Source organism: Actinomadura soli (genome assembly GCF_005889715.1).
In the GTDB taxonomy this organism is placed as follows: domain Bacteria; phylum Actinomycetota; class Actinomycetes; order Streptosporangiales; family Streptosporangiaceae; genus Spirillospora; species Spirillospora soli.
On the sequence record NZ_VCKW01000061.1, the window covers coordinates 1 to 20,828 of the forward strand.

Annotated in this window: 24 protein-coding genes; 7 read left to right on the plus strand and 17 right to left on the minus strand. The window is 70.4% G+C overall.

Annotated features, from left to right (window positions below; translation table 11 throughout):
- The 4 genes from ETD83_RS14255 to ETD83_RS14270 all read right to left on the minus strand — a co-directional run.
- The coding region (locus tag ETD83_RS14255) for a geranylgeranyl reductase family protein (RefSeq protein WP_138645600.1) at nt 1-1,085 on the minus strand (1,085 nt) is incomplete at its 3' end.
- Nucleotides 1,086-1,131: 46 nt separating this feature from the next.
- Nucleotides 1,132-1,548 (minus strand): CBS domain-containing protein, encoded by a 417-nt coding sequence (locus ETD83_RS14260; RefSeq protein ID WP_138645601.1) that lies wholly within the window; start codon nt 1,546-1,548, stop codon nt 1,132-1,134.
- Between the two features lie 70 nt (nt 1,549-1,618).
- Nucleotides 1,619-2,527: a PAC2 family protein gene (locus ETD83_RS14265; RefSeq protein ID WP_138645632.1), complete on the minus strand. Its 909-nt coding sequence runs from the start codon at nt 2,525-2,527 to the stop codon at nt 1,619-1,621.
- Between the two features lie 165 nt (nt 2,528-2,692).
- On the minus strand, nt 2,693-2,872 hold the full coding sequence (locus ETD83_RS14270; protein ID WP_138645602.1) for a hypothetical protein: 180 nt from the start codon (nt 2,870-2,872) through the stop codon (nt 2,693-2,695).
- Between the two features lie 126 nt (nt 2,873-2,998).
- Between ETD83_RS14270 and ETD83_RS14275 the strand changes: the two genes are divergently transcribed.
- A complete protein-coding gene (locus ETD83_RS14275; RefSeq protein WP_138645603.1) occupies nt 2,999-4,219 on the plus strand; it encodes a saccharopine dehydrogenase family protein in 1,221 nt (406 codons plus the stop codon).
- A 22-nt stretch (nt 4,220-4,241) separates the two neighbouring features.
- Here ETD83_RS14275 and ETD83_RS14280 read toward each other — a convergent pair whose 3' ends face one another.
- The 6 genes from ETD83_RS14280 to ETD83_RS14305 form a co-directional block, all read right to left on the minus strand.
- Nucleotides 4,242-5,300 carry an ion channel gene (locus ETD83_RS14280; RefSeq protein WP_138645604.1) on the minus strand — a complete coding sequence of 353 codons (1,059 nt, stop codon included), beginning with the start codon at nt 5,298-5,300 and terminating at the stop codon, nt 4,242-4,244.
- A gap of 82 nt (nt 5,301-5,382) precedes the next feature.
- Complete coding sequence (locus ETD83_RS14285; RefSeq protein ID WP_138645605.1) at nt 5,383-5,733, minus strand: hypothetical protein; 351 nt, start codon at nt 5,731-5,733, stop codon at nt 5,383-5,385.
- A 54-nt stretch (nt 5,734-5,787) separates the two neighbouring features.
- The gene (locus ETD83_RS14290; protein ID WP_138645606.1) at nt 5,788-6,267 is read right to left on the minus strand and encodes a peroxiredoxin; all 480 of its coding nucleotides are present in this window, start codon (nt 6,265-6,267) and stop codon (nt 5,788-5,790) included.
- A gap of 140 nt (nt 6,268-6,407) precedes the next feature.
- Nucleotides 6,408-6,836 (minus strand): DUF3052 domain-containing protein, encoded by a 429-nt coding sequence (locus ETD83_RS14295; protein ID WP_138645607.1) that lies wholly within the window; start codon nt 6,834-6,836, stop codon nt 6,408-6,410.
- 258 nt (nt 6,837-7,094) lie between these two features.
- Nucleotides 7,095-7,502, minus strand: a complete 408-nt coding sequence (locus ETD83_RS14300) for a YjbQ family protein (RefSeq protein WP_138645608.1) — start codon at nt 7,500-7,502, stop codon at nt 7,095-7,097.
- A gap of 91 nt (nt 7,503-7,593) precedes the next feature.
- On the minus strand, nt 7,594-7,791 hold the full coding sequence (locus ETD83_RS14305) for a DUF1918 domain-containing protein (RefSeq protein ID WP_138645609.1): 198 nt from the start codon (nt 7,789-7,791) through the stop codon (nt 7,594-7,596).
- 316 nt (nt 7,792-8,107) lie between these two features.
- Between ETD83_RS14305 and aceE the strand changes: the two genes are divergently transcribed.
- A complete protein-coding gene (gene aceE / locus ETD83_RS14310; protein ID WP_138645610.1) occupies nt 8,108-10,897 on the plus strand; it encodes a pyruvate dehydrogenase (acetyl-transferring), homodimeric type in 2,790 nt (929 codons plus the stop codon).
- Between the two features lie 84 nt (nt 10,898-10,981).
- On the opposite strand, the gene ETD83_RS14315 is transcribed toward aceE, so the two are convergent.
- Nucleotides 10,982-11,356, minus strand: a complete 375-nt coding sequence (locus ETD83_RS14315; protein ID WP_138645611.1) for a VOC family protein — start codon at nt 11,354-11,356, stop codon at nt 10,982-10,984.
- Nucleotides 11,353-11,835: an ATP-binding protein gene (locus tag ETD83_RS14320; RefSeq protein ID WP_138645612.1), complete on the minus strand. Its 483-nt coding sequence runs from the start codon at nt 11,833-11,835 to the stop codon at nt 11,353-11,355. The genes ETD83_RS14315 and ETD83_RS14320 overlap by 4 nt, the downstream gene beginning before the upstream one ends.
- A 232-nt stretch (nt 11,836-12,067) precedes the next feature.
- Between ETD83_RS14320 and ETD83_RS14325 the strand changes: the two genes are divergently transcribed.
- Nucleotides 12,068-12,922, plus strand: coding sequence for a helix-turn-helix domain-containing protein (locus tag ETD83_RS14325; RefSeq protein WP_138645613.1), 855 nt, complete (start codon nt 12,068-12,070; stop codon nt 12,920-12,922).
- Complete coding sequence (locus ETD83_RS14330) at nt 12,919-13,116, plus strand: DUF397 domain-containing protein (protein WP_138645614.1); 198 nt, start codon at nt 12,919-12,921, stop codon at nt 13,114-13,116. The genes ETD83_RS14325 and ETD83_RS14330 overlap by 4 nt, the downstream gene beginning before the upstream one ends.
- 17 nt (nt 13,117-13,133) lie before the next feature.
- On the opposite strand, the gene ETD83_RS14335 is transcribed toward ETD83_RS14330, so the two are convergent.
- Nucleotides 13,134-14,435: a cation:proton antiporter domain-containing protein gene (locus tag ETD83_RS14335; RefSeq protein WP_138645615.1), complete on the minus strand. Its 1,302-nt coding sequence runs from the start codon at nt 14,433-14,435 to the stop codon at nt 13,134-13,136.
- A gap of 523 nt (nt 14,436-14,958) precedes the next feature.
- Here ETD83_RS14335 and ETD83_RS14340 point away from each other — a divergent pair.
- The 3 genes from ETD83_RS14340 to ETD83_RS44425 are packed head-to-tail and all read left to right on the plus strand — an operon-like array spanning nt 14,959 to nt 17,995.
- Nucleotides 14,959-15,861: a hypothetical protein gene (locus tag ETD83_RS14340; protein ID WP_138645616.1), complete on the plus strand. Its 903-nt coding sequence runs from the start codon at nt 14,959-14,961 to the stop codon at nt 15,859-15,861.
- Entirely contained in the window at nt 15,858-16,460 is a 603-nt protein-coding gene (locus ETD83_RS14345; protein WP_171064199.1) for an AAA family ATPase, read from the plus strand. The genes ETD83_RS14340 and ETD83_RS14345 overlap by 4 nt, the downstream gene beginning before the upstream one ends.
- A 32-nt stretch (nt 16,461-16,492) precedes the next feature.
- The gene (locus tag ETD83_RS44425; protein WP_230420903.1) at nt 16,493-17,995 is read left to right on the plus strand and encodes an ASCH domain-containing protein; all 1,503 of its coding nucleotides are present in this window, start codon (nt 16,493-16,495) and stop codon (nt 17,993-17,995) included.
- Between the two features lie 59 nt (nt 17,996-18,054).
- Here ETD83_RS44425 and ETD83_RS44430 read toward each other — a convergent pair whose 3' ends face one another.
- The 4 genes from ETD83_RS44430 to ETD83_RS14365 are packed head-to-tail and all read right to left on the minus strand — an operon-like array spanning nt 18,055 to nt 20,796.
- Nucleotides 18,055-18,390 carry a helix-turn-helix transcriptional regulator gene (locus ETD83_RS44430; RefSeq protein WP_230420904.1) on the minus strand — a complete coding sequence of 112 codons (336 nt, stop codon included), beginning with the start codon at nt 18,388-18,390 and terminating at the stop codon, nt 18,055-18,057.
- A 48-nt stretch (nt 18,391-18,438) separates the two neighbouring features.
- Entirely contained in the window at nt 18,439-18,771 is a 333-nt protein-coding gene (locus tag ETD83_RS44435; protein ID WP_230420905.1) for a helix-turn-helix transcriptional regulator, read from the minus strand.
- Nucleotides 18,772-18,800: 29 nt separating this feature from the next.
- Entirely contained in the window at nt 18,801-19,751 is a 951-nt protein-coding gene (locus ETD83_RS14360; RefSeq protein ID WP_138645618.1) for an alpha/beta fold hydrolase, read from the minus strand.
- A gap of 16 nt (nt 19,752-19,767) precedes the next feature.
- Nucleotides 19,768-20,796: a PHP domain-containing protein gene (locus tag ETD83_RS14365; RefSeq protein ID WP_205717661.1), complete on the minus strand. Its 1,029-nt coding sequence runs from the start codon at nt 20,794-20,796 to the stop codon at nt 19,768-19,770.
- Nucleotides 20,797-20,828 lie beyond the last annotated feature (32 nt).

The following is a 20,828-nucleotide window of genomic DNA, read 5'->3' on the forward strand; positions in this document are numbered from 1 at the left end:
ATCTTGAGCGCGAAGCGCATGAGGGCGGGGCGGGACAGGCCCTGCCGGGTGGCCAGGCGCATGATCCGCGGGTCGTCGATGGCGCGGGTGAAGGCGCGGCCGAGGGTGAACGGGCCGCCGTTGGCGTGCTTGATCGCGGACGGGTACGTCCGCAGGACCCGCTCGGGGAACGCCGACGAGAACGCGGTCGTGATCACGTCGGCGGCGATGCGGGCCGCTTCGAGCGCGTACGCGATGCCCTCGCCGTTGGACGGGTTGACCATGCCGCCGGAGTCGCCGACGAGGAGCAGGCCCGGGAGGTAGTGCGGCTGGCGGCTGAAGCCCATGGGCAGCGCTGCGCCGCGGACGGGCCCGACGGCGTTCTCCTCGGTGAACCCCCATGACGGCGGGAGCGGGGCCAGCCAGCGGGACAGGAGCCGGTGGTAGTCGGGATGCTCGCCGCGGAGCAGCGCCACGCCGACGTTGCAGGTGCCGTCGCCCATGCCGAACACCCAGCCGTAGCCGGCCGGGGCCAGGTCGAGCCAGCATTCGAGGTGGTCGTCGTCGTGGCGGGGGCTGCGGAAGTAGCGGCGGCCCGCGATGCCGATCGGACGGTCGCGGCGCGCCCGCAGCCCGAGGGAGACGCAGAACCGGGACGACGCCCCGTCCGCGGCGATGACCAGGCGGGCCCTGTGCTCGCCGCCGTCCGTGCGGACGCCGCTCACCCGCCCGTTCGCCCGGAGCGGGGCGGTGACCTTGGTGTTCTCGCGGAGTTCGGCGCCGGCGGTCACGGCGCTGCGGGCGAGGAGCTCGTCGAGGTCGGCGCGGGTGCGGGTGAGGCCGTGGCCGTCCGGCCAGGGGAGTTCGAGGCGGTGGCCTGCGCCGATGAGGCGGATGCCCTTGTTGGGGAACCAGCCCGGCGCGGTGAGATCGACGCCGAGCGTGCGCAGCTCCTGGACGGCCCGCGGCGTCAGGCCGTCCCCGCAGACCTTCTCGCGCGGGAAGGACGTCTTCTCCAGGACGAGCACGTCCAGGCCGGACCGGGCGAGGTGGCGGGCGACGGCGGATCCGGCGGGACCGGCGCCCACGACGATGACGTCACGCATCACGGACGCCGATTGAACCACTCGGCGCCCGGCGGGCTCAATGTGGTCACCTGTTGGGCGGTTCCGCGCTGATGTCGGCGAGGGCCGAGCGTTCGTCGCGCTGGACGGCGAGGTCCCCGATCGAGATCATCCCGATCGGGCGGTCGCCGTCCACGACCGGGATCCGGCGGACGGCGTGCCGCCGCATGAGCTGGACGGCGGTGTCGGCGTCCGCGTCCGGCGCGACGGTGACGATGTTGGTGCTGCAGATGTCGGCGACGGCCGTGGACATGTCCTTCTCGACGGCGACGGCGCGGATGACGATGTCGCGGTCGGTCACCAGGCCCCGGAGCCGCCCCTCGTGGACGACGAGGACGTCGCCGATGCCGTGCTGCCGCATGAGGTCCCCGACCTGCGCCAGAGACGTGTCCGGGGACACCGCCACGGGCACCGGCGTCATCACCTCGTTCACTTTCTGGGCCATGAGCGAGCCTCCCCTCTCGGGGGCTCGCCTACCCACCGGCGACCGGGATATGTCCGCCCGGGCCCTGGTCCTAGGACTGGGCGTCGGGGCCGTCCTGCTCGGCGAGGAAGCGCTCGAACTGCGCGCCGAGCTCGTCGGCGGTGGGCATGTCCTGCGACTCGGCGAGGAGGCTGTCGCGCTCGGCGGCCCCGGCGAACGCGTCGTACTGCTGCTCCAGGGCCCGGACGACCTTCTCCACCTCGTCGTTGCCGTCCACCTGCTCGGCGATGTCGGCGTCGGTCGCGGCGGCGGCCTCGCGGAGCGGCTCGACGGGCAGCGCCAGCCCGGTGGCGTCGACGACGGCGTCCAGCGCGGCGACGGCGGCGGCCGGGTAGGCGGACTGCGCGAGGTAGTGCGGGACGTGCACGGCGAGCCCGACGGCGTCGTGGCCCGCCTCCCCGAGCCGCAGCTCGAGCAGCCCGGCGACGCTGCCCGGGACCTGGACCTTGTCGAACCACGAGGTCCGCGTGACCAGCTCGGGCCGCGTCGCGTGCGAGGTGATGCCGACCGGACGGGTGTGCGGGACGCCCATCGGGATGCCGTGGAACCCGATGACCAGCCCGATGCCGAGCCGCTTCACCAGGTGCAGGACGGACGCGGTGAACCCCTCCCAGAGCCGGTCGGGCTCCGGGCCGGACAGCATCAGGAACGGGGTGCCGGCGTCGTCGCGGAGGAGCCGCACCACCAGCTCGGGCGCCTCGTAGGACGCCCAGTGGTCGCGGTCGAACGTCATCGGCGGGCGGCGGGCCCGGTAGTCGATCAGCGAGTCGACGTCGAAGCGGGCGACGACACGGTGCTCCAGCGCCTCCAGGAGGTGCTCGCGGACGAGCTGCCCGGTGGATCCGGCGTCCACGAAGCCGTCGAGGCTGTGCAGCAGCACCGGACCCGTCATCGGCGGCAGGTCGGCGTCGAGCTCGTACAGATCCTCAGGGTTCAGCAACTTCTCCCCCACATCTTCATGTCGTCGTCTCAACAGTAGGACATGCGGAGGCCAATCCCCGGATCGGCCGTGACGCCGGTCACCCCTGGGCGCCGCGCCGGGCGCGGCGTCTCGCGCGGCGCCGGGCGCGGCGCCGCGAAGGCGCAGAGCTTGGCCCCGGGGACGCTAGGGAATGCTCCACAGGGAGACCGAGAGCAGCGCCAAGCTGACGGCGATGAGGAGCATCGCGACGGACTGCCCGCCCCCGTCGGCGGCGGGCACGGTCCGGCCGCGGGTCACCAGGGCCACGAACCACGCGACGAAGCCCACGGCGACGACGTCCATCGCCACGGCGAGCCCGGTCACGAGATCACCATCCGCCTCATCCGAGCAACCCTAGACGAGTGCGGTCGCTCACATCCGCGCCTCGGCGCGCACATCCGGCGGCATTGGATACAGAATCTCATTCGAGAGCAAGGAAAGGGGCCCCGCATGACCGCCGACCGCGCGCCTCGCGGCGCCGCCGACCGCGCGTACGACATCGTCCTGTTCGGCGCCACCGGCTTCACCGGCGCCCTGACCGCCGAGTACCTCGCCGAGCACGCCGCTCCCGGGACGCGCTGGGCCCTCGCCGGACGCAACCGCGCCAAGCTGAGGGCCGTCCGCGACCGGCTGCAGAAGCTGAACCCCGCGTGCGCCGACCTGCCGCTGCTGCACGCCGACACCACCGACGCCGCCTCGATCGAGGACGTCGCGAACGCGGCGCGGGTCGTCATCACGACGGTCGGCCCTTACACCGAACACGGCGAGCCCCTGGTCGCGGCGTGCGCGCGCGCCGGAACCGACTACGTCGACCTGACCGGCGAGCCCACGTTCGTCGACCGCGTGTACGTGAAGTACCACGACGACGCCGTCCGCAGTGGCGCGCGGATCGTGCACGCCTGCGGGTTCGACTCGATCCCGCACGACCTCGGCGCCTACTTCACGGTGAAGCAGCTTCCCGAGGGCGTCGCGCTGCACGTCGAAGGGTTCGTGCGGGTGCGCGGGGACGCGTCCGGCGGCACCCTGCACTCGGCGGTCGGGATCTTCGGGGACCCCGCCGGCATGATGCGCGCCGAACGCGAACGCCGGAGGGTCGAACAGCGGCCCGCAGGGCGGACGGTCCGCGTCTCGCGGCGTCCCACGCCGAAGGCCCGGATCGGCGACGGCTGGACGCTCCCCCTGCCGACCATCGACCCGCGGATCGTGATCCGGTCGGCGGCGGCGCTCGACCGCTACGGCCCGGACTTCACCTACGGCCACTACGTCGCCGTCAAGCGCCTCGCGGGCGCGGCCGGGCTGGCGGCGGGCGCCGGTGCGCTGCTCCTCCTGTCCTCGCTGCCGCCGACCCGCAGCCTCCTGCTGCGGCTCCGCGCGCCGGGTGACGGGCCGTCGGAGGAGCAGCGCGCACGCCACTGGTTCAGCGTGAAGTTCGTGGGCGAGGGCGGCGGCAGGCGCGTCGTCACCGAGGTCGCGGGCGGCGATCCCGGGTACGGCGAGACGGCGAAGATGCTCGGCGAGTCGGCGCTGTGCCTCGTCCACGACGACCTGCCGGACACCGCCGGGCAGGTCACGACTGCCGCCGCCATGGGCGACGCCCTCATCGACCGGCTGGTCAAGGCGGGCATCGCCTTCCGGGTCCTGGACGCGGGCGACAGCCCGGGAGCGGGATGACGGCCTCGGCCTCCCGGCTCCGTCAGAGCTCGTGCCAGGGGATGTCGGGACGGCACGGCGCCACCACGGCGAGCGACTGGCCGCCCCGGATCCTCTCGTCCGGCGCGGCCGTGAGGCGGAAGCTGGCGTTGGGCCGGTGCGACTCGCCGACCGCCAGGAGGGTGCTGCCGCGGCGCAGCAGGAAGACGGCGACGTCGAGGCGGGACCAGTCGCCGGCGTCGGCCGGGACGTCCACGCGGTAGAGGGTGCCGTCCGAGTCCAGCGTGCTGGCCAGGTTGTGATAGATCGCCGCGACGCCCGGGTTCCGGATCGCGACCGCGACGACGGCGGGGTCGTCGATGTCGACCGGCTCGATGTCCGGCCCGATCAGGCTCAGGGCCTCGGTGATCTCCGCGCGGCGGCCGCCGTCGTGGACGCCGGCCAGCAGGTGCACGGACGACGCGTCCTTGCGCCGCAGGTAGGCGGACACGCCCAGCATCACCCGGACGGTCTCGTCGTCGGAGCGGCCGACGACGACCGCGGTGCGCGCCGCCTCCAGGCACGCGCGCTCGTAGGCGGTGTCGTCGAAGGCCACCACGTCGTAGAGGCCGGGGTCCGGGTTCTCGCCCGTCAGCTCGCCCGGCCAGAAGATCGTGACCACCGGGGTCTTGGCGTACTCCGGGTCGGCGCGGAGCTGGCCGATGATGGCCCGCAGGCCGTCCCGGTCGTAGCCGACCATCACGATGTGCTGCCGCTTGTGCAGCTGCGCCTGGCCGTTGGCCCTCATCATCCGTCCTCTTCCCATCCAGAGCGTCAGCTCGGCGAACATCACGAGCCCCGCGGTGAGCCCCGCCACGATGATGATCACGCCGCCGATCCGGCCGCCGGCCGACTCCGGGTACAGGTCGCCGTAACCGGTGGTGGTGCCGCTGACGAGGAAGTACCAGATGTACTCGTCCGGGCGTTTGATGTCGGCACCGGGCTCCTCGAACGCCGCGATGAGCAGCCAGCCCGTCACGAAGGCGGCGAGGAGGACGAGCGCGGGCGCCCGCCAGGAGCGCCCGGTGATCCGGTTGACCAGGCGCATCAGCACGATCGGCATCCGCGCAGCGTGCCAGCGGGCGAAATGCCGCGTCAAGACCTAAATGTGGAGGTCGGTACGTCCGGAATTGGTCAGTGCGCAGTTACGTGGCCGGTCCCCGGCGCAGCACGCGGTTCAGGGCCGCGGCCACCTCCGCGGAGAGATCGCCGTCACCGGACCCGCCGGGCGGGCCGGGCGGCGCGCCGGAAGGCACCAGGTCGGAGGGGGCGGCGTCACGCGTGTGCCCGCAGTCGCGGCACTCGACCTCACCGAGGCGGCACACCAGCGCCGCCGAGCCGCACGCCGCACAGCGGTCGAGATCGTCCGCCGCGCCGTGGGCGGACTGGCAGCCGGGGCAGATCAGGACCTGGCGGTCCGCCCGCACCCCGCGCTTCCAGGGGCTCGCGCCCCGCACGGGGTCGGTCTGCCGCGCCCCGCAGCGAAAGCAGGGCATCACACCTCCAGGGGTGCGGGGACCGGTTCCGGCCGTCGGACCGGTCCGTTTCGCTCAGATCCCGGCGAGCGCCTTGCGGTACTCGTCGATGTCGCGTGCGTCCGGGATCGCGTTCACGATCTTCCAGCGGACCACGCCCTCGGTGTCGATGATGAAGGTGCCGCGCAGGGCCAGCCCCTTGGTCTCGTCGAACACGCCGTAGCGCTGTGCCGTCCCGCCGTGCGGCCAGAAGTCCGACAGCAGCGGGAACTGGTACTTCTCTTGATCGGCCCAGGCGCGCAGCGCGAACATCGAGTCGACCGACACCGCGAGGACCTGGACGTCGTCGGCGTCGCCCAGGGTGGGCAGCTCGTCCCGGATCTGGCACAGCTCGCCCGTGCAGACGCCGCTGAAGGCCAGCGGGTAGAACACCAGGACGACGTTCTTGCCCTGCCCGCCCTCGCCGCCGGCCCGGAAGCCGGACAGCCTGACCGGGGTGCCGTGGTGGTCCTTCAGTTCGAAGTCGGGCGCGACGTCGCCCACCTCAACCGCCAATGCCTCTCCCAGGATTCGTGCCCGCCCGCGGCGGGGTATGCCCGCCCCCCACGAGCGTGAGGGACGGGCCCAGTCTGTCACCCCGCGGCGCCCGCCGGACCCGGGCGGCCGAACCGGGCGTTCCGGCCGGCCGTGGCCGCCTACTTGCGGACCTTGGGCGCGACCAGCCGCGTCCCGGACCACTCCTTCGCCGCGCTGACGCTGCTGGTCTGCGACAGGCCGGCCGTCTGCGCGGCCTCGCCGATGTCGCTCGGCTCCACGTGGCCGTCGCGGCCCGCCTTCGGCGTCAGCAGCCAGATGTCGCCGCCGCCGGTGAGCGGGATCATCGCGTCGGTGAGGCCCTCGAACAGGTCGCCGTCCTCCTCGCGCCACCACAGCAGCACGACGTCGACCACGTCCTCGTAGTCCTCGTCGACCAGCTCGTTCCCCGTGACGGCCTCGACGGATTCCCGGAGCTCCTCGTCGACGTCGTCGTCATAGCCGATCTCCTGCACCACCTGGCCCGCCTTCAGGCCGAGCCGTTCGGCCAGGCTGCGCTCAGACTGCGCCTGACCCGCGGTCGCGCTCACGAAAGTCCTCCCATTGTCGTCGTCCGCACGGTGCCGTGCTTATCTATTCCGGCCCCCTGGACGGGTGGCCCGCCCGCACCTGTGCGGTGTTTGCGGGACAGTCCACACAAGTGAGGGCCCCTAGCGCAAGTGTCTTCCCGGCTTTTGGTGGCCTCATTGGCCCGATTACGGAGTTCCCAGTAACCACGCGTCCACGGAAAGTGACAAGCCCCCCGTCACACCCATGCCCCGCGCGGGACGAGACTCGGATCGTTTCGCTCATCCTTTAAGGAAAGACAGGCGTACCTGGCGATCCGGGTTGTCCACATTGAGGTCGACCAGGGCGACGGACTGCCATGTCCCCAGCGAGAGCCGTCCGCCGACGACCGGAAGCGTGGCGAACGGCGGGACGAGCGCGGGCATGACGTGCGACCTGCCGTGCCCCCGCGACCCGTGCGCGTGCCGCCAGCGGTCGTCCGCCGGGAGCAGGTCGCCGAGGGCGGCGAGCAGGTCGTCGTCGCTGCCGGACCCCAGTTCGAGGATCGCCACGCCGGCGGTCGCGTGCGGGACGAAGACGTGCAGCAGCCCGTCACCGCCCGCCGCCGCGGCGAACCGCTCGCATTCGGCCGTGATGTCGTGCACGGTCTCGCGCGTACCGGTGGCCACGCGGACCACGGTGCTTTCCATGGTCCCGTGTCTACCCGATCCGCGCCCCCGGACGCATCCCGGCTCCGGACGCGTCCCGGCTCCGGGCGCGTCCGGCTCCGGACGGGCCGGGCTAGCGTGTCACCTGTTCTCTGGGCTCGATCACCGCGTCAGGTCCGGGATAGACGAGCGTCTCGTGGCCGTCGTCGAACCGCACCACGTACGGAGGGGCGCCCTCCGGGCCGCGCACTTCGATGATCTCGCCCATCCGGTCCGCCTGGCCCACGACGTTGCCGTGAACGTGCAGCCGGTCTCCGATCTGTCCGTTCATCACTCCCCCAAGCTCGTTCGCCCGCCACCGGGACGGGCCGTGCCGGGCACGTGGTGCCGTTGTTCCCAGCCTCATACGTTCCGCGCGCCCCGTCGAGGGGAATCTTCCGCGATCCGGGAAAAATCCGGCGTCGCGAAGGTCGGTACCCCGGTGCGCCGGGGAGAATGGTTACCGGCAGGTAGAGATGCGTTAGCCGTCATTAGCGGCGACGATGGATCAGGTACCGAGGCGACGAACAGTCGGCCGGGGACCGGTGGCCCGCCGCACTGCGGCGACCGGTCCCACCAGCAAAGACGGTAAGGACAGAGGGGACCCCGTGGCTTCCGGACGTCAACGCTTTTCGATCATCAGCGACGGGCTGCCGAGCCAGCTGCCCGACATCAACCCGGACGAGACCCGGGAGTGGCTGGAGTCGCTGGACACGGTCATCAAGACCGAGGGCCGCGGCAGAGCGCGCTACGTGATGCTCCGGCTCCTGGAGCGGGCCCGCGAGCTGCAGGTCGGCGTGCCAGGTCTGCGCAGCACCGACTTCATCAACACGATCCCGCCGGAGCACGAGCCCTGGTTCCCCGGCGACGAGCACGTCGAGCGGCGCATCCGCGCCTACATCCGCTGGAACGCGGCGATCATGGTGTCCCGGGCGAACCGGCCCGACATCGGCGTCGGCGGGCACATCGCCACCTACGCCTCCGCCGCCTCGCTGTACGAGGTCGGCTTCAACCACTTCTTCCGCGGCAAGGACCACGGCGAGTCCGGCGACCAGGTGTTCATCCAGGGGCACGCCTCGCCGGGCATCTACGCCCGCGCCTACCTGGAGGGACGGCTCCCGGGCGACAAGCTCGACGGGTTCCGGCAGGAGCACTCGCATCCGGGCGGCGGGCTGTCGTCGTACCCGCACCCGCGGCTCATGCCGGACTTCTGGGAGTTCCCGACCGTGTCGATGGGCCTGACGGCGATCGACTCGGTGTACCAGGCCCGGTTCAACCGCTACCTCTACAACCGCAAGATCAAGGACACGTCCCGGTCGCACGTGTGGGCGTTCCTCGGCGACGGCGAGATGTCCGAGCCCGAGTCGCTGGGCGCGATCGGCCTCGCCGCCCGCGAGGAGCTCGACAACCTGACCTTCGTCGTCAACTGCAACCTCCAGCAGTTGGACGGCCCCGTCCGCGGCAACGGGAAGATCATCCAGGAGCTGGAGTCGTTCTTCCGGGGCGCCGGATGGAACGTCATCAAGGTCATCTGGGGCCGCGACTGGGACCCGCTGCTCGCCCAGGACGTCGACGGCGTCCTGGTCAACCAGATGAACACCACGCCGGACGGCCAGTTCCAGACGTTCAGCGTCGAGTCCGGCGAGTACATCCGGGAGAAGTTCTTCGGCGCCGACCCGCGGCTGCGCAAGATCGTCCAGCATCTGTCGGACGACGAGCTGCGCAAGCTGTCGCGCGGCGGGCACGACTACCGCAAGGTGTACGCGGCGTTCAAGTCGGCCCGCGAGCACGTCGGGCAGCCGACCGTGATCCTCGCGCACACCATCAAGGGCTGGACGCTCGGCTCCGACTTCGAGGCCCGCAACGCCACCCACCAGATGAAGAAGCTCACCAAGGCCGAGCTGAAGGAGTTCCGGGACCGGCTCTACCTCGACATCCCCGACTCCGCGCTGGAGGGGCCGCTGCCGCCGTACTACCACCCGGGCGAGGACTCCGACGAGATCCAGTACATGCGCGAGCGCCGCGCCGCCCTCGGCGGGTTCGTACCGAAACGCGTAGTACGGGCCAAGCCGCTGAAGCTGCCCGGCGACCCGGTCTACAGCGAGCTGAAGAAGGGCTCAGGCAAGCAGAACATCGCGACGACGATGGCGTTCGTCCGGCTGCTCAAGGACCTGATCAAGGACGAGAACATCGGCGCCCGGTTCGTCCCGATCGCGCCGGACGAGTACCGCACGTTCGGCATGGACTCGCTGTTCCCCACGTCCAAGATCTACTCGCCGCACGGGCAGACCTACGAGGCCGTCGACCGCAAGCTGCTGCTCTCCTACAAGGAGTCGGAGAGCGGGCAGATGCTGCACGAGGGCATCAGCGAGGCCGGGTCGATGGCGTCGACCATCGCGGCGGGCACGGCGTACGCCACGCACGGCGAGCACATGATCCCGGTCTACATCTTCTACTCGATGTTCGGGTTCCAGCGGACCGGCGACCAGATGTGGGCGCTCGGCGACCAGATGGGCCGCGGGTTCCTGCTCGGCGCCACCGCCGGACGCACCACCCTCACCGGCGAGGGCCTGCAGCACGCCGACGGGCACTCCCCGCTGCTCGCCGCGACGAACCCGGCGTGCGTCCACTACGACCCGACGTGGGCGTTCGAGCTGGCGCACATCGTCCAGGACGCGCTGCGCCGCATGTACGGGACGTCGGAGGAGCACCCGAACGGCGAGGACGTCTTCTACTACCTCACCGTCTACAACGAGCCGTACCAGCAGCCGGTCGAGCCCGAAGACCTCGACGTCGACGGCCTTCTCCAGGGCCTGTACCGGTACAAGGCGGCCCCGGAGGTCACCTCCGGCAACGGCGAGGCCCCGCGGGCGCAGATCCTGGCGTCCGGCGTCGGCGGCCGGTGGGCCCTTGAGGCGCAGCGGCTCCTCGCCGAAGACTGGGGCGTCGCCGCGGACGTGTGGTCGGCCACCTCGTGGAACGAACTGGCCCGCGAGGCCCGCGACTGCGACGAGTGGAACCTGCTGAACCCGGACGGCGAGCAGCGCGTCCCGTACGTCACCCGCAAACTCGACAACGTCGCGGGGCCGATCGTCGCGGTGTCGGACTTCATGCGCGCCGTCCCCGACCAGATCGCCCCCTGGGTCCACGCGGACTTCACCGCGCTCGGCACCGACGGCTTCGGCTTCTCCGACACCCGCGCCGCCGCCCGCCGGTTCTTCCACGTGGACGCGGCGTCGATCGTCCTCGCGGTCCTGACCCGGCTCGCCCGGCACGGCGAGGTCAAGCCGGAGACGCTGCAGCAGGCCATCGAGCGCTACCGGCTGAACGCGGAGGTCGGCGACGTGTTCGCGGGCGGCGCCGGAAGCGCGGAGAGCAACACCGGCGGCGACGCCTGAGCACGGTGATCGCGGAGGTGTAGGCCGCGATCACGCATGAAATGGGCCCCGAGATCCGCCTCGGGGCCCATTTCACGTCCCGGGTCAGGGGGCCGGGGGCGTGAAGACGCCGAAGCGGTTGCCCGTGGGGTCCTCCAGGTAGGCGAACTTGAGGCCGTTGGCCGTGGTCATGGTGGGCTCCGCGACCTTGCCGCCGTTCTTCTCCGTCTGCGCGCAGGTGGCGTCGACGTCCTCGACCATGACCAGGAACATCGCGTGGTTGCGGGACGCGTCGGGCTCGTGCGAGATACCGCCGCTCGGCGCGTCGGCGCCCGGGTAGGTGACCAGGTCGTAGCCGTCCGCGTCCGGGTCGAGCGCGAACTTCCAGCCGAACATGTCGCCGTAGAAGCGCCGGGCCTCGTCGGGCGCGTCGGTGCCCACCTGGAACCACGTGACGGTGTTGAACGCGGGAACACTCATCGATTTCCTCCTTCGAACGCTGCTGACACCAGCGTCATGGAGTCCCGCGACAACCCCCTGTCGGAGTTTCCGGACGAGTTCTCACGCGCCGATCGGAGTTCCGCCCACACGACGGTGCGGGCGCCGTCCGTCCGGAAGCCCCAGCTCTCCGACAGGGCATCCACGACCCGCAACCCGCGTCCGCTCTCGGTGAGGGTCTCGGCCTTGAGATGCGGACGCCTGCCGCCCGCGCCGTCGTCGGAGACCTCCAGCCGGTAGACGCCCTTCCCGGCCAGCAGGCTGACGGTCACCCAGCCGCCGTCACCCGAGTCCGTGTGGGTGATCGCGTTGCAGACGGTCTCGCTCACGACCGTCACCAGGTCGTCCAGCAGCGGATGGGTCGGCGGCACCATGTCCCGGAGGAACCGCCGCGCGTACGCGACGGACCTCCGCACGCCCGGAAGCGTGAGCGACCCGACCACCACCAGCCCGCCGCTCATCACCGCGCCACCCACGACACACCCCGCCGACCGACCACCGCCCCGTCCTCGCTCTGCCGGGTCCAACTCACCTTGGGCGCTCCCATTCGTGCGCCTCCCTTCGATTCGGAGTCGCCCGTCAGATTCGCCGCCCGAAGTGCTCGTGTCCCCCGCCCTGAACGTTTCCCGACTGAACGTTCAATGCGCCGCGATTCCGTGTACGCGCGAGCACACTCAGTGACACGCTGGAGAGATGCCTTCCGGGAACGCCCCCACCGTTCGCCAGCGCCGGATCGGCTCGGCGCTCCGCAAAGCCCGCGACCACCACAACCTGACCGTCGCCACCGCCGCCGGCCGCTTCGGCCGCTCCCAGGGCTGGATGAGCATGGTCGAAAACGGCCTCCAGACCATCGCCCCCGAGGAACTCAGCGACCTCCTCGACTTCTACGACGTCGAGGACGGCCCCCTCCGCGAGTCCCTCCTCCACCTCGCCACTCATAAGCCCGGTTCATGGAAACGGAGCTTCGAGTACCGGATCTCCGCCGCCGCACTCGACCTGGCCAGCCTGGAAGAGGACTCCGCTGAGATCCGCAACTTCGAACCCTGCATCGTCCCTGGACTACTCCAGATCCCGGACTATGCAAGAAAGATCATCGCAATCGGCCAGGCTAGACACCCGCGCGATGTAAAGACGCTGGTTGACTTCCGAAGGTCCCGCCAGCAGGTACTGAGTCAGCCAAGCCCGCCCCGCTTTGTGGCGATCATTGCAGAGGCGGTTCTCCACAACCAGGTCGGCGGAGATCCCGCGATCCTGCGCGCGCAGGTTCGGCGACTGGCAGAGGCCGCCCGGCTCGTTCACGTGGAACTCCGCATCCTTCCCAGTACGGCCAGCGAGTATCTCGGGCTCATCACCTCGTATCTTCTCCTCTCCCTGCGTCCGCCCGGACGGCTCACCGTGTCCGTAGGCGATCAGCCCACCGGGAGCATCTTTGTAGAGGACGAGGCCAAGGTGGCGGCTCACGAGGAGATCTTCGACCTGCTGCTTTCAGCGACCCTGAGTAGAACCGCTTCGCTGGAAGTCATTGACCGGGTAGCGTCACAATCATGAGCACCCCCAACCCGAACCACCCCCGTTGGCGCAAGAGCTCCCACAGCGGCGCCAATGAAGGTAATTGCGTCGAAGTCGCCGATGTCAATGGCCACATCGGCATTCGCGACAGCAAGACCCCCACCGCCGCACACCTCACCCTCACCCGCCAGAACTTCGCCGCCCTCCTCACCCACCTGAACTCTCTGGGCTGAGGCGCGGCGCTGACGGGTTATGCCGGTTGCGTCTGGCTGGGGCGGGTGAGGCGCCGGTCGGCCAGTTCGTCCGGGGTCACCGGGCGGTTGGGCAGGAGCGGGGCGGCCAGCGCCGTTGTGACGAGGGCCATGAGGACCATCATGGTGAACATCTGGCCGTCGAGGACGCCGAGGCTGACGCCCACATGGAGGATGATCAGCTCCGTCAGGCCGCGCGTGTTCATCAGCAGGCCCAGGGTCCCGGCCTCGCGCCACGGCATCCCGGTCAGCTTTCCGGGGATCGCCGCGCCCACGATCTTTCCTGCGCAGGCGACGAGGATGATCCCGGCCAGTTCGAGGACGCCGCGGCCGGAAATGGCGCTGATGTCGACATTCAGGCCCGTCACGATGAAGAAGACGGGAAGCAGCACCAGGCTGATTCCGTCGAACGGCCGCTTGATCCCGTCGGCCAGCACCGCGAACGGCTCGCGCGGCGTGATGAAGCCGAAGGCGAAGGCGCCGAAAATGGCATGGATGCCGATCCACGTGGTGGCGTAGGACGATAGGAAGAGCCCGGCGACGAGCACGATGACGTACAGCGGCGGTACCCGGTCGCGGACCAGGCGGCGCGTCACCCAGGCCAGCAGCGGACGGACGACCAGCGCCATGACGGCCAGGTAGATCACAGACAGGGCGGCGATCTGCAGCATGTCCCCGTGGGCGTCGCCCGCGGTGACGATCGCGGCGGTCAGCGCGAGGATGCACCACGCGAGCACGTCGTCGACGGCCGCGCTGGCCAGCGCGAGGGCGCCGACGCGCGTGCCCATCATCCGGTGTTCGGTCAGCATCCTGGCCAGCACCGGGAACGCCGTGATGGACATCGCCGCGCCCATGAACAGCGCGAACGCGGTGAAGGAGATGTGGTGGCCGTTCACCGTGTCGTGGCGGGAGTACAGCAGCGTCGCCAGGCCGGCGCCGAGCGCGAAGGCGAGGGCGATGGAACTGATCGAGATCGCGCCCGCCGCGCGGCGCCGGCCTTTCAGGAGCCTCTTGTCGAACTCCCAGCCGATGCCGAACATGAAGATGAGCAGGCCGACCTGTGCGATGGCCGTCAGGTACGGCCGCGCCTCGGCCGGGAAGATGCGCTCGGTGGGATTGCCCGGCAGCAGCCCGAGAAGGCTGGGACCCAGCGCGATGCCGGCGAGGATCTCCCCGATCACCATTGGTTGTCGCAGGTGCCGGACCAGCCGTCCGAGGACGGCGCCGACCAGCAGGACAATGGCGATGTCGGCCATCACGATTGCGATCACCAGTTCGGAATGCTGCGCCAGACTGCTCATCGGAACTCCAGAGAAACGGGATTGCCGGGATCGGGCCGGAAACTCGCTCGGGAGGAATCAATCGGGACAGATCGCTTATCGTTGCACGTGGACCTGACCGCCGACCACGGTCGCAGTCGAACAACGGTCGCAGTCGAACAATGGTAAACAACAGGCGAACTTTAATGGCCTTATGCGGTGATCGTGCTATACGACTCTCCATCCTGCTGAACGGCGACCTATCAGATCATGACCAATGATCACGGGGTGACGGCCGAGAGCCACGAACGGCCGACCCGGCGCAGAGAAATGTTCAACCGTCCGTCAGCGACACCCGCACCGCCGTCGAATCGAACTCGCCACCGGAAGACGCGGGCACGGTCGCGGAGTCGGCACCAGCCGATCAGGTACCAGCGCAGCGCGGAGTCGGGCTCGCCCGCGGCCGCCGAGTCGCGAGGCTGCCCACCCGGTGACGATCACAAGGCTTGAGTCCCAACCCGGCTCTTCGCTGGGCTTTTTCTGGGCATCGTGTTTCACTGAGACCATGCCCACAAAAAGCCCAGTCGAGGGGGAGGTAGTCGCGGCGGTCACGCGCCTGCTGCGGCGGGGGCTTCCGGTCACCCCTGCCGGAGCGGACGCCGCCCTGCTGGACCTGCGCGGGGTCGTGGCCAGGGCCGTCGATCCCACCGACATCGCGAGTCGCACCGCGGCGCTGAACGGCACCCTGCGCGGGCTGCTGGCCCGGTTTCCCGACACCCGCTACGCCCCGGCGGCCAGGGTGCTGTTCGGGCTGCCACCGGCCGAGCCGGGGCTGAACCTCACCGCGCGGCGGGACCTCGCAGCCGAGCAGGCCGGCCACGAGGTCCACCACTTCCGCAAGCGGGTCGAGCCCAAGCTCATCGAGAAGATCGCCTGGGAGTTGCTGGCCGACGCCGACCGGTTCACCCGCACACCGATGATCGCCCCCCGGCTGGCGCCGGTCACCCTCCGCCAGCCTGTCCCGGCTGATCCGTTCGCCTGGGAGGTCACTGAACACGAGGAACAGCTGACTCGGCTGTGGTCAGCCCTCTATGCCGCTCGCGCCGAACTGCTCACCGTCGAGCGGCTGGTCAGCCTGCGCGCAGACCGGATCGACCTGATCCACGCGGCGGTGACCGCGGCCTGGCGCTGGGCCGCCGCCCGCGCCGAGGCGATCGGCTACACCACTGACTACGCCCCGGAATCCGACACCTTGGTCGACGACCTGCTCGCCCTGGCCGGCTGGACGCCGGAGCTGGCCGAGTCGCAGGCGTCCCGGCTGACCGAGGCCGCCGCTGGCGGCGCCGGCCGTGACCAGTTCGTCCACGCCCTGCACAACGAGACCGGGCTGGCCAGGACCTGGGTGGATGGTTTGCTCGGCAAGGACCCGCATCCCACCGCCAACGACGAGAACGGATCGACTCAGTGACAACGACGAACCCGCTTGCGGCGGCGCTCGAGGCCGCGGCAGACGGCCCGCCACGCCGCTATGTCATCACCGGCGGCCCGTCGTCGGGCAAGGACGACCTGATCGAGCGGATCCACGCTGCCGGCATCCCCTGCATGCAGGAGGAGCCCGGTCGGGAGATCTACCGCAAGCACCGCGAACGGCTCGGCCGGCACCTGCGCCGCGAGGACCGGCGCGAATACTCCCTGGAAGTGCTGGAGGCGTTCATCGCCGAATACACCGCGCACACCAGTGGTATCAGGTTCTACAACCGCGGCATCCCCGATGGCTACGGCTGGGAAGGCTTCTTCGGGCTCAAGCCGACCACCAGGTTGGAGGAGGCGACCCGGTCTTACCGCTACGACGCGATCTTCGTGCTGGACCCGCTGGACACCTTCGAAGACCCCGACGACATCGTCTGGGCCAAGGATCGCGAGATCCGCCGGGTACACGAGCTGATCGTGCAGGGTTACTACGACGCCGGCTACGAGCCGGTGTTCGTCGCTCCCGACTCTGCCGCCGCGCGGCTGGACTTCATCTGCGCCAACCTGCGCCTGCCCAAGCCGAGCCGAGGGGCGTGATCTCATTGTCCCGTCACGGGCAGTCGACTTCGTTGATCTCGCCGAACAGCGTCCTGGCCAACGCTCTGCTGCGCACCATCGACCTCCTCCGGCCGCGCGTGCTGGCGACCCGGCCGGCACGGATCGAGTTCGTGGTCGGCACCCAGATCAACGGAGCTCCGCATCTGGGCACCAACCTGGTCCAGACCGCCGCGTTCCTGCTGGCCAAGACCACCCGCCGCGAGTTCTCCATCGACACGACGGTGCGCTTCGGGGCACTGGACAACGCCCCGTACGACGTCGTACTCGACCCCGAAACTCACCACGCCTACCAGCAGACCTACATCCATGCCCTGGGCAAGGACAAGATCGCCGAACTGATCGCCATCTACTATGTCGAGTTCTTCGACTCGCTGTCCGAGGCCACCGACACCGACTACTCGGTAGAGACTTACACCGGCCGGCAGGCAACGCCGGGGTTCCGGGCGGAGTTCCTGCGCACCCTGGAACGGCTGGAGGACATTCGCTGGTGGATGGCGCCCTCGCACGGCACGGTCCACATCCGCATTCCCTGCCCCGACTGCGGTTGGGCGGAGAAACGCGCCGACCGGACCAAACTGGTCCGGCTCGATGAGGACGGCGCCACATTCACCGCAGTCTGCCTGGACCACGGCCCCTATGAGAGCCACGTCGACCCCGAAGACGACCAGCCCTACCTCGACCTGGCCACTCTCTATCGCAACCTGGTCAAGGAACGCGCATTCGGCCGCGACCCTGACGTCCTGCACGTGATGATGAAGGGCGGCGACTGGGCCTTCGGCTGCCAGCTCGTCGACGGCGCGCTGGGAGCGCTGGGCACCCCTGCCGCGCAAATGCCGATGCGGATCTTCACCCCACAGGTCCTCGCGCCGACCGGAGCGAAGCTGTCCAAGTCGCTGTTGCGCGGGCAGGGCAAAGACGCCCTGCCAGCCGACGTCGAGCCTTGGATGCTCGACACCACCACCTGGCCCGGCGAACTCGACAACTATGTCGACTCACTCGTCTGGCTCGTCGGCCGATTACTTACCGACCCCAAGCACTTCTTCCGCTCGTTCACCGTCAAGGAACTCGGCCGCCTCATGACCGCACGACCCGCCATAATGCCCGTCCGCGCCCACGAAATGGGCATCTACAAGCGCTATTTCGACCTGATCGCCACCGGCCGCAAGACCACCGAGATCCGGGTCAACGACTCCAGCCGCAAGAAGATCAAGGAAGGCTCGCTGATCCGGTTCCGCTGCCAGGGCGATCAGATCCTCACCCGGGTCACCCGCATTGCCCGCTACAGCAGCTTCGAGGAAATGTTCGACCACGAGGCGGTCACCTCGGTCAACCCTTTGGCCACCCGGGAGGAACAGCTCGCGAACATCCGGCAGATCTATCCGCCCGAACGGGAAACCCTGGGCGTCGTCGCCATCGGCATCGAACTCGTCGACCCGCCCCGCACCGACCTGGCAGCATCGCCCCCCGATATGGGAACGGGAACTGATGACAGTCGAACGGGTTCATTGGGCTGAGCTGCCGGAGGCCGTCCGGACGAAGGTCGCAGGCCGTACCGGGCCCCGGAGCGGGGTTCTCAGACGAGTTCGAGGGGGCGGATGACGTAGTCGGTCGGTGGGGGCGACATCTCGTCGAAGCCGCGTTCGGGGGCCCGTTCGTCGAGGAGGGCGGCGCGGCGGATGCGGTCGATGCGGAAGACGCGGGCGCCGTTGCGGAGGCGGCACCAGCCGATCAGGTACCAGCGCAGGGAGACCGCGGTGAACGCGACCGGTTCGACGTCGCGTTCCGTCTCGGTGCCGTCGGCGTCGACGTAGCGGAGACGGACGACGCGGCGGGCGGACATGGCCTCTTCCAGGACGGCGGGCACCGAGGCGGGCGCGGAGTCGGGTTCGCCCCCGTCCGGCGGCGTCATGAACCGGACGCGTTCGGCCAGCTCGCGGGCCGAGGCGCTGTCGGCCGCCTACATCGCCGCGACGATCTTGTGGAGGGCAGTGCGGGCGGACCGGGAGTACGGCGACCCGCCCGCCCGGGACAGGGTGATCGCGATGGCGACGGCCTCGGCGGGCGTGAAGTTCAGCGGCGGCAGCGTGCGGCTCTTGTCGAGGGTGTAGCCGCCGCCGCGGCCCACGTCCGCGAAGATCGGCACCCCGGCCTGCTGCAGCGCGCCGATGTCGCGCTCGATCGTGCGGGCGCTGACCTCGTAACGCGCGGCCAGCTCCCGCGCGCTGACGCGGCGCGGCGCGCAGGCCCGCAGCTCCTCCACGAGTGCGTACAAGCGGTCGGTGCGGTTCACGCGGTGACCGTACGCCCCGCCTACGACAGTCAGAGGCCGCGCAGGAAGCCGATCATGGCATCGTTGACCTCGGCGGGGCCTTCCTGCTGCGTCCAGTGGCCGCACCCGGACAGCCAGACGGTGTCGCGGAGGTTCGGCACGAAGTCGCTCATCGAGCCGATCGCGTCGCGCGCGGCGATGGCGGTGACGTCGCGGTCACCTGCGACGAACAGGGCGGGAGGGCCGATCCGCGCGCGGTGCCACGCGGCGGTCAGCTCCCAGTTCCGGTCGAGGTTGCGGTACCAGTTGACCGGTCCGGTGAAGCCGCTGGACGCGTATTCGTCCACGTAGGTCGCGATGTCGTCGCCGGTCAGCCAGCCCGGAAGCTTCTCGGGTTCTGCGAGCGTGTCGAGGAACTCTCCGCCGTCCGGGATGGTCAGCAGGGGCGTCGGGGCGTCGCCCGACAGCCCGTACAGGACGCGGCGGAACGTGGCGCGCCGGTCGCGGTCGAGGCCGACCTCGGGGACGTCCGGCTGCTGGAAATGGACCATGTAGAAGCCGTCGCCGAACAGGCGGCGCATGGCCGCGACCGGTGGCCTGCTGCTCCGCGGACGGTGCGGCACCGACATCCCGATCACCCCGCGCACCACGTCGGGGCGCATCTGCGCGACGGCCCACGCCACCGGCGCGCCCCAGTCGTGCCCGGCGACCACGGCGCGGTCGGCGCCGAGCGCGGGGATCAGCCCGGCCACGTCGCCGGCCAGGTGCAGGATCGTGTACTGGCCGGGATCCGGCGGGCCGCCCGTCCGGGCGTAGCCGCGCTGGTCCGGCGCGACGGCGTGGAACCCGGCGGCGGCGAGCGCGGCGAGCTGGTGCCGCCACGAGTACCAGCATTCGGGGAAGCCGTGCAGGAGCAGCACGAGCGGCCCCTCACCGGCCTCGGCGACGTGCATGCGCAGCCCGCTCTCCGACTGGACGAAGCGATGCGTGATCTCGGTCATCGGTACCCCAGGGTCCTCAAAGTCGGGCGCGGGTCCAGGCGAGGAGGTCGTCGGCGGGCAGGGCGTTGACGATCCGCGACTCGGGGACGGCGCAGCGCGCGGCCCGTTCGCAGCCGTAGGGCTGCCAGTCGAGCTGGCCGGGGGCGTGGGCGTCGGAGTCGATGGAGAAGCGGCAGCCCGCCTCGACGGCCAGGCGGAGCAGGCGCTTCGGCGGGTCGAGGCGCTCCGGCCGCGAGTTGATCTCGACGGCGACGTCGTAGGCGGCGCAGGCGTCGAAGACGAGGGCCGCGTCGAACTCCGACTCGGGGCGCAGGCCGCCGCGCTTGCCTCCGGCTTTGACGATCCGTCCGGTGCAGTGGCCGAGGACGTTCACGCGCGGGTTCGCGATGGCCGCGACCATGCGCTTGGTCATGGCGACGCGGTCCATGCGGAGCTTGGAGTGGACGCTGGCGACGACGACGTCCAGCCGGTCGAGGAGGTCGGGATCCTGGTCGAGGGTGCCGTCCTCCAGGATGTCGACCTCGATACCGGTGAGAATGCGGAACGGTGCGAGCGACTCGTTGATTTCGGCGACGACGTCGAGCTGGCGGCGGAGCCGGTCGGCGGACAGGCCGTTGGCGACCTTCAGGCGCGGGGAATGGTCGGTGAGCGCGATGTACTCGTGGCCGAGGCCGCGTGCCGTTTCGGCCATTTCCTTGATGGGAGAGCCGCCGTCCGACCAGTCGCTGTGGGTGTGCAGGTCGCCCTTGAGGGCGGAGCGGATGGCGGCGGCGGCCTCGTCCACCGGCTCGCCTTCGGTGGCCTCCAGCCGGCGCAGGTAGACGGGGGTCTCGCCGCGCAGCGCCTCCTCGATCACGAGGGCGGTGACCTTGCCGATGCCGGGCAGCGCGGTCAGCGTGCCCGCGTCGGCGCGGGCGGCGAGGTCGTCGCGGGACGTCCGCTCGGCGAGGTCGGCGGCCGTGCGGAAGGCTCGCACGCGGTAGGTCGGCTCGTGGGCGCGCTCCAGCAGGAACGCGATACGGCGCAGGGCTTCGACGGGCTCCACGCATCGCACCGTACCCAGGTATGACATGACGT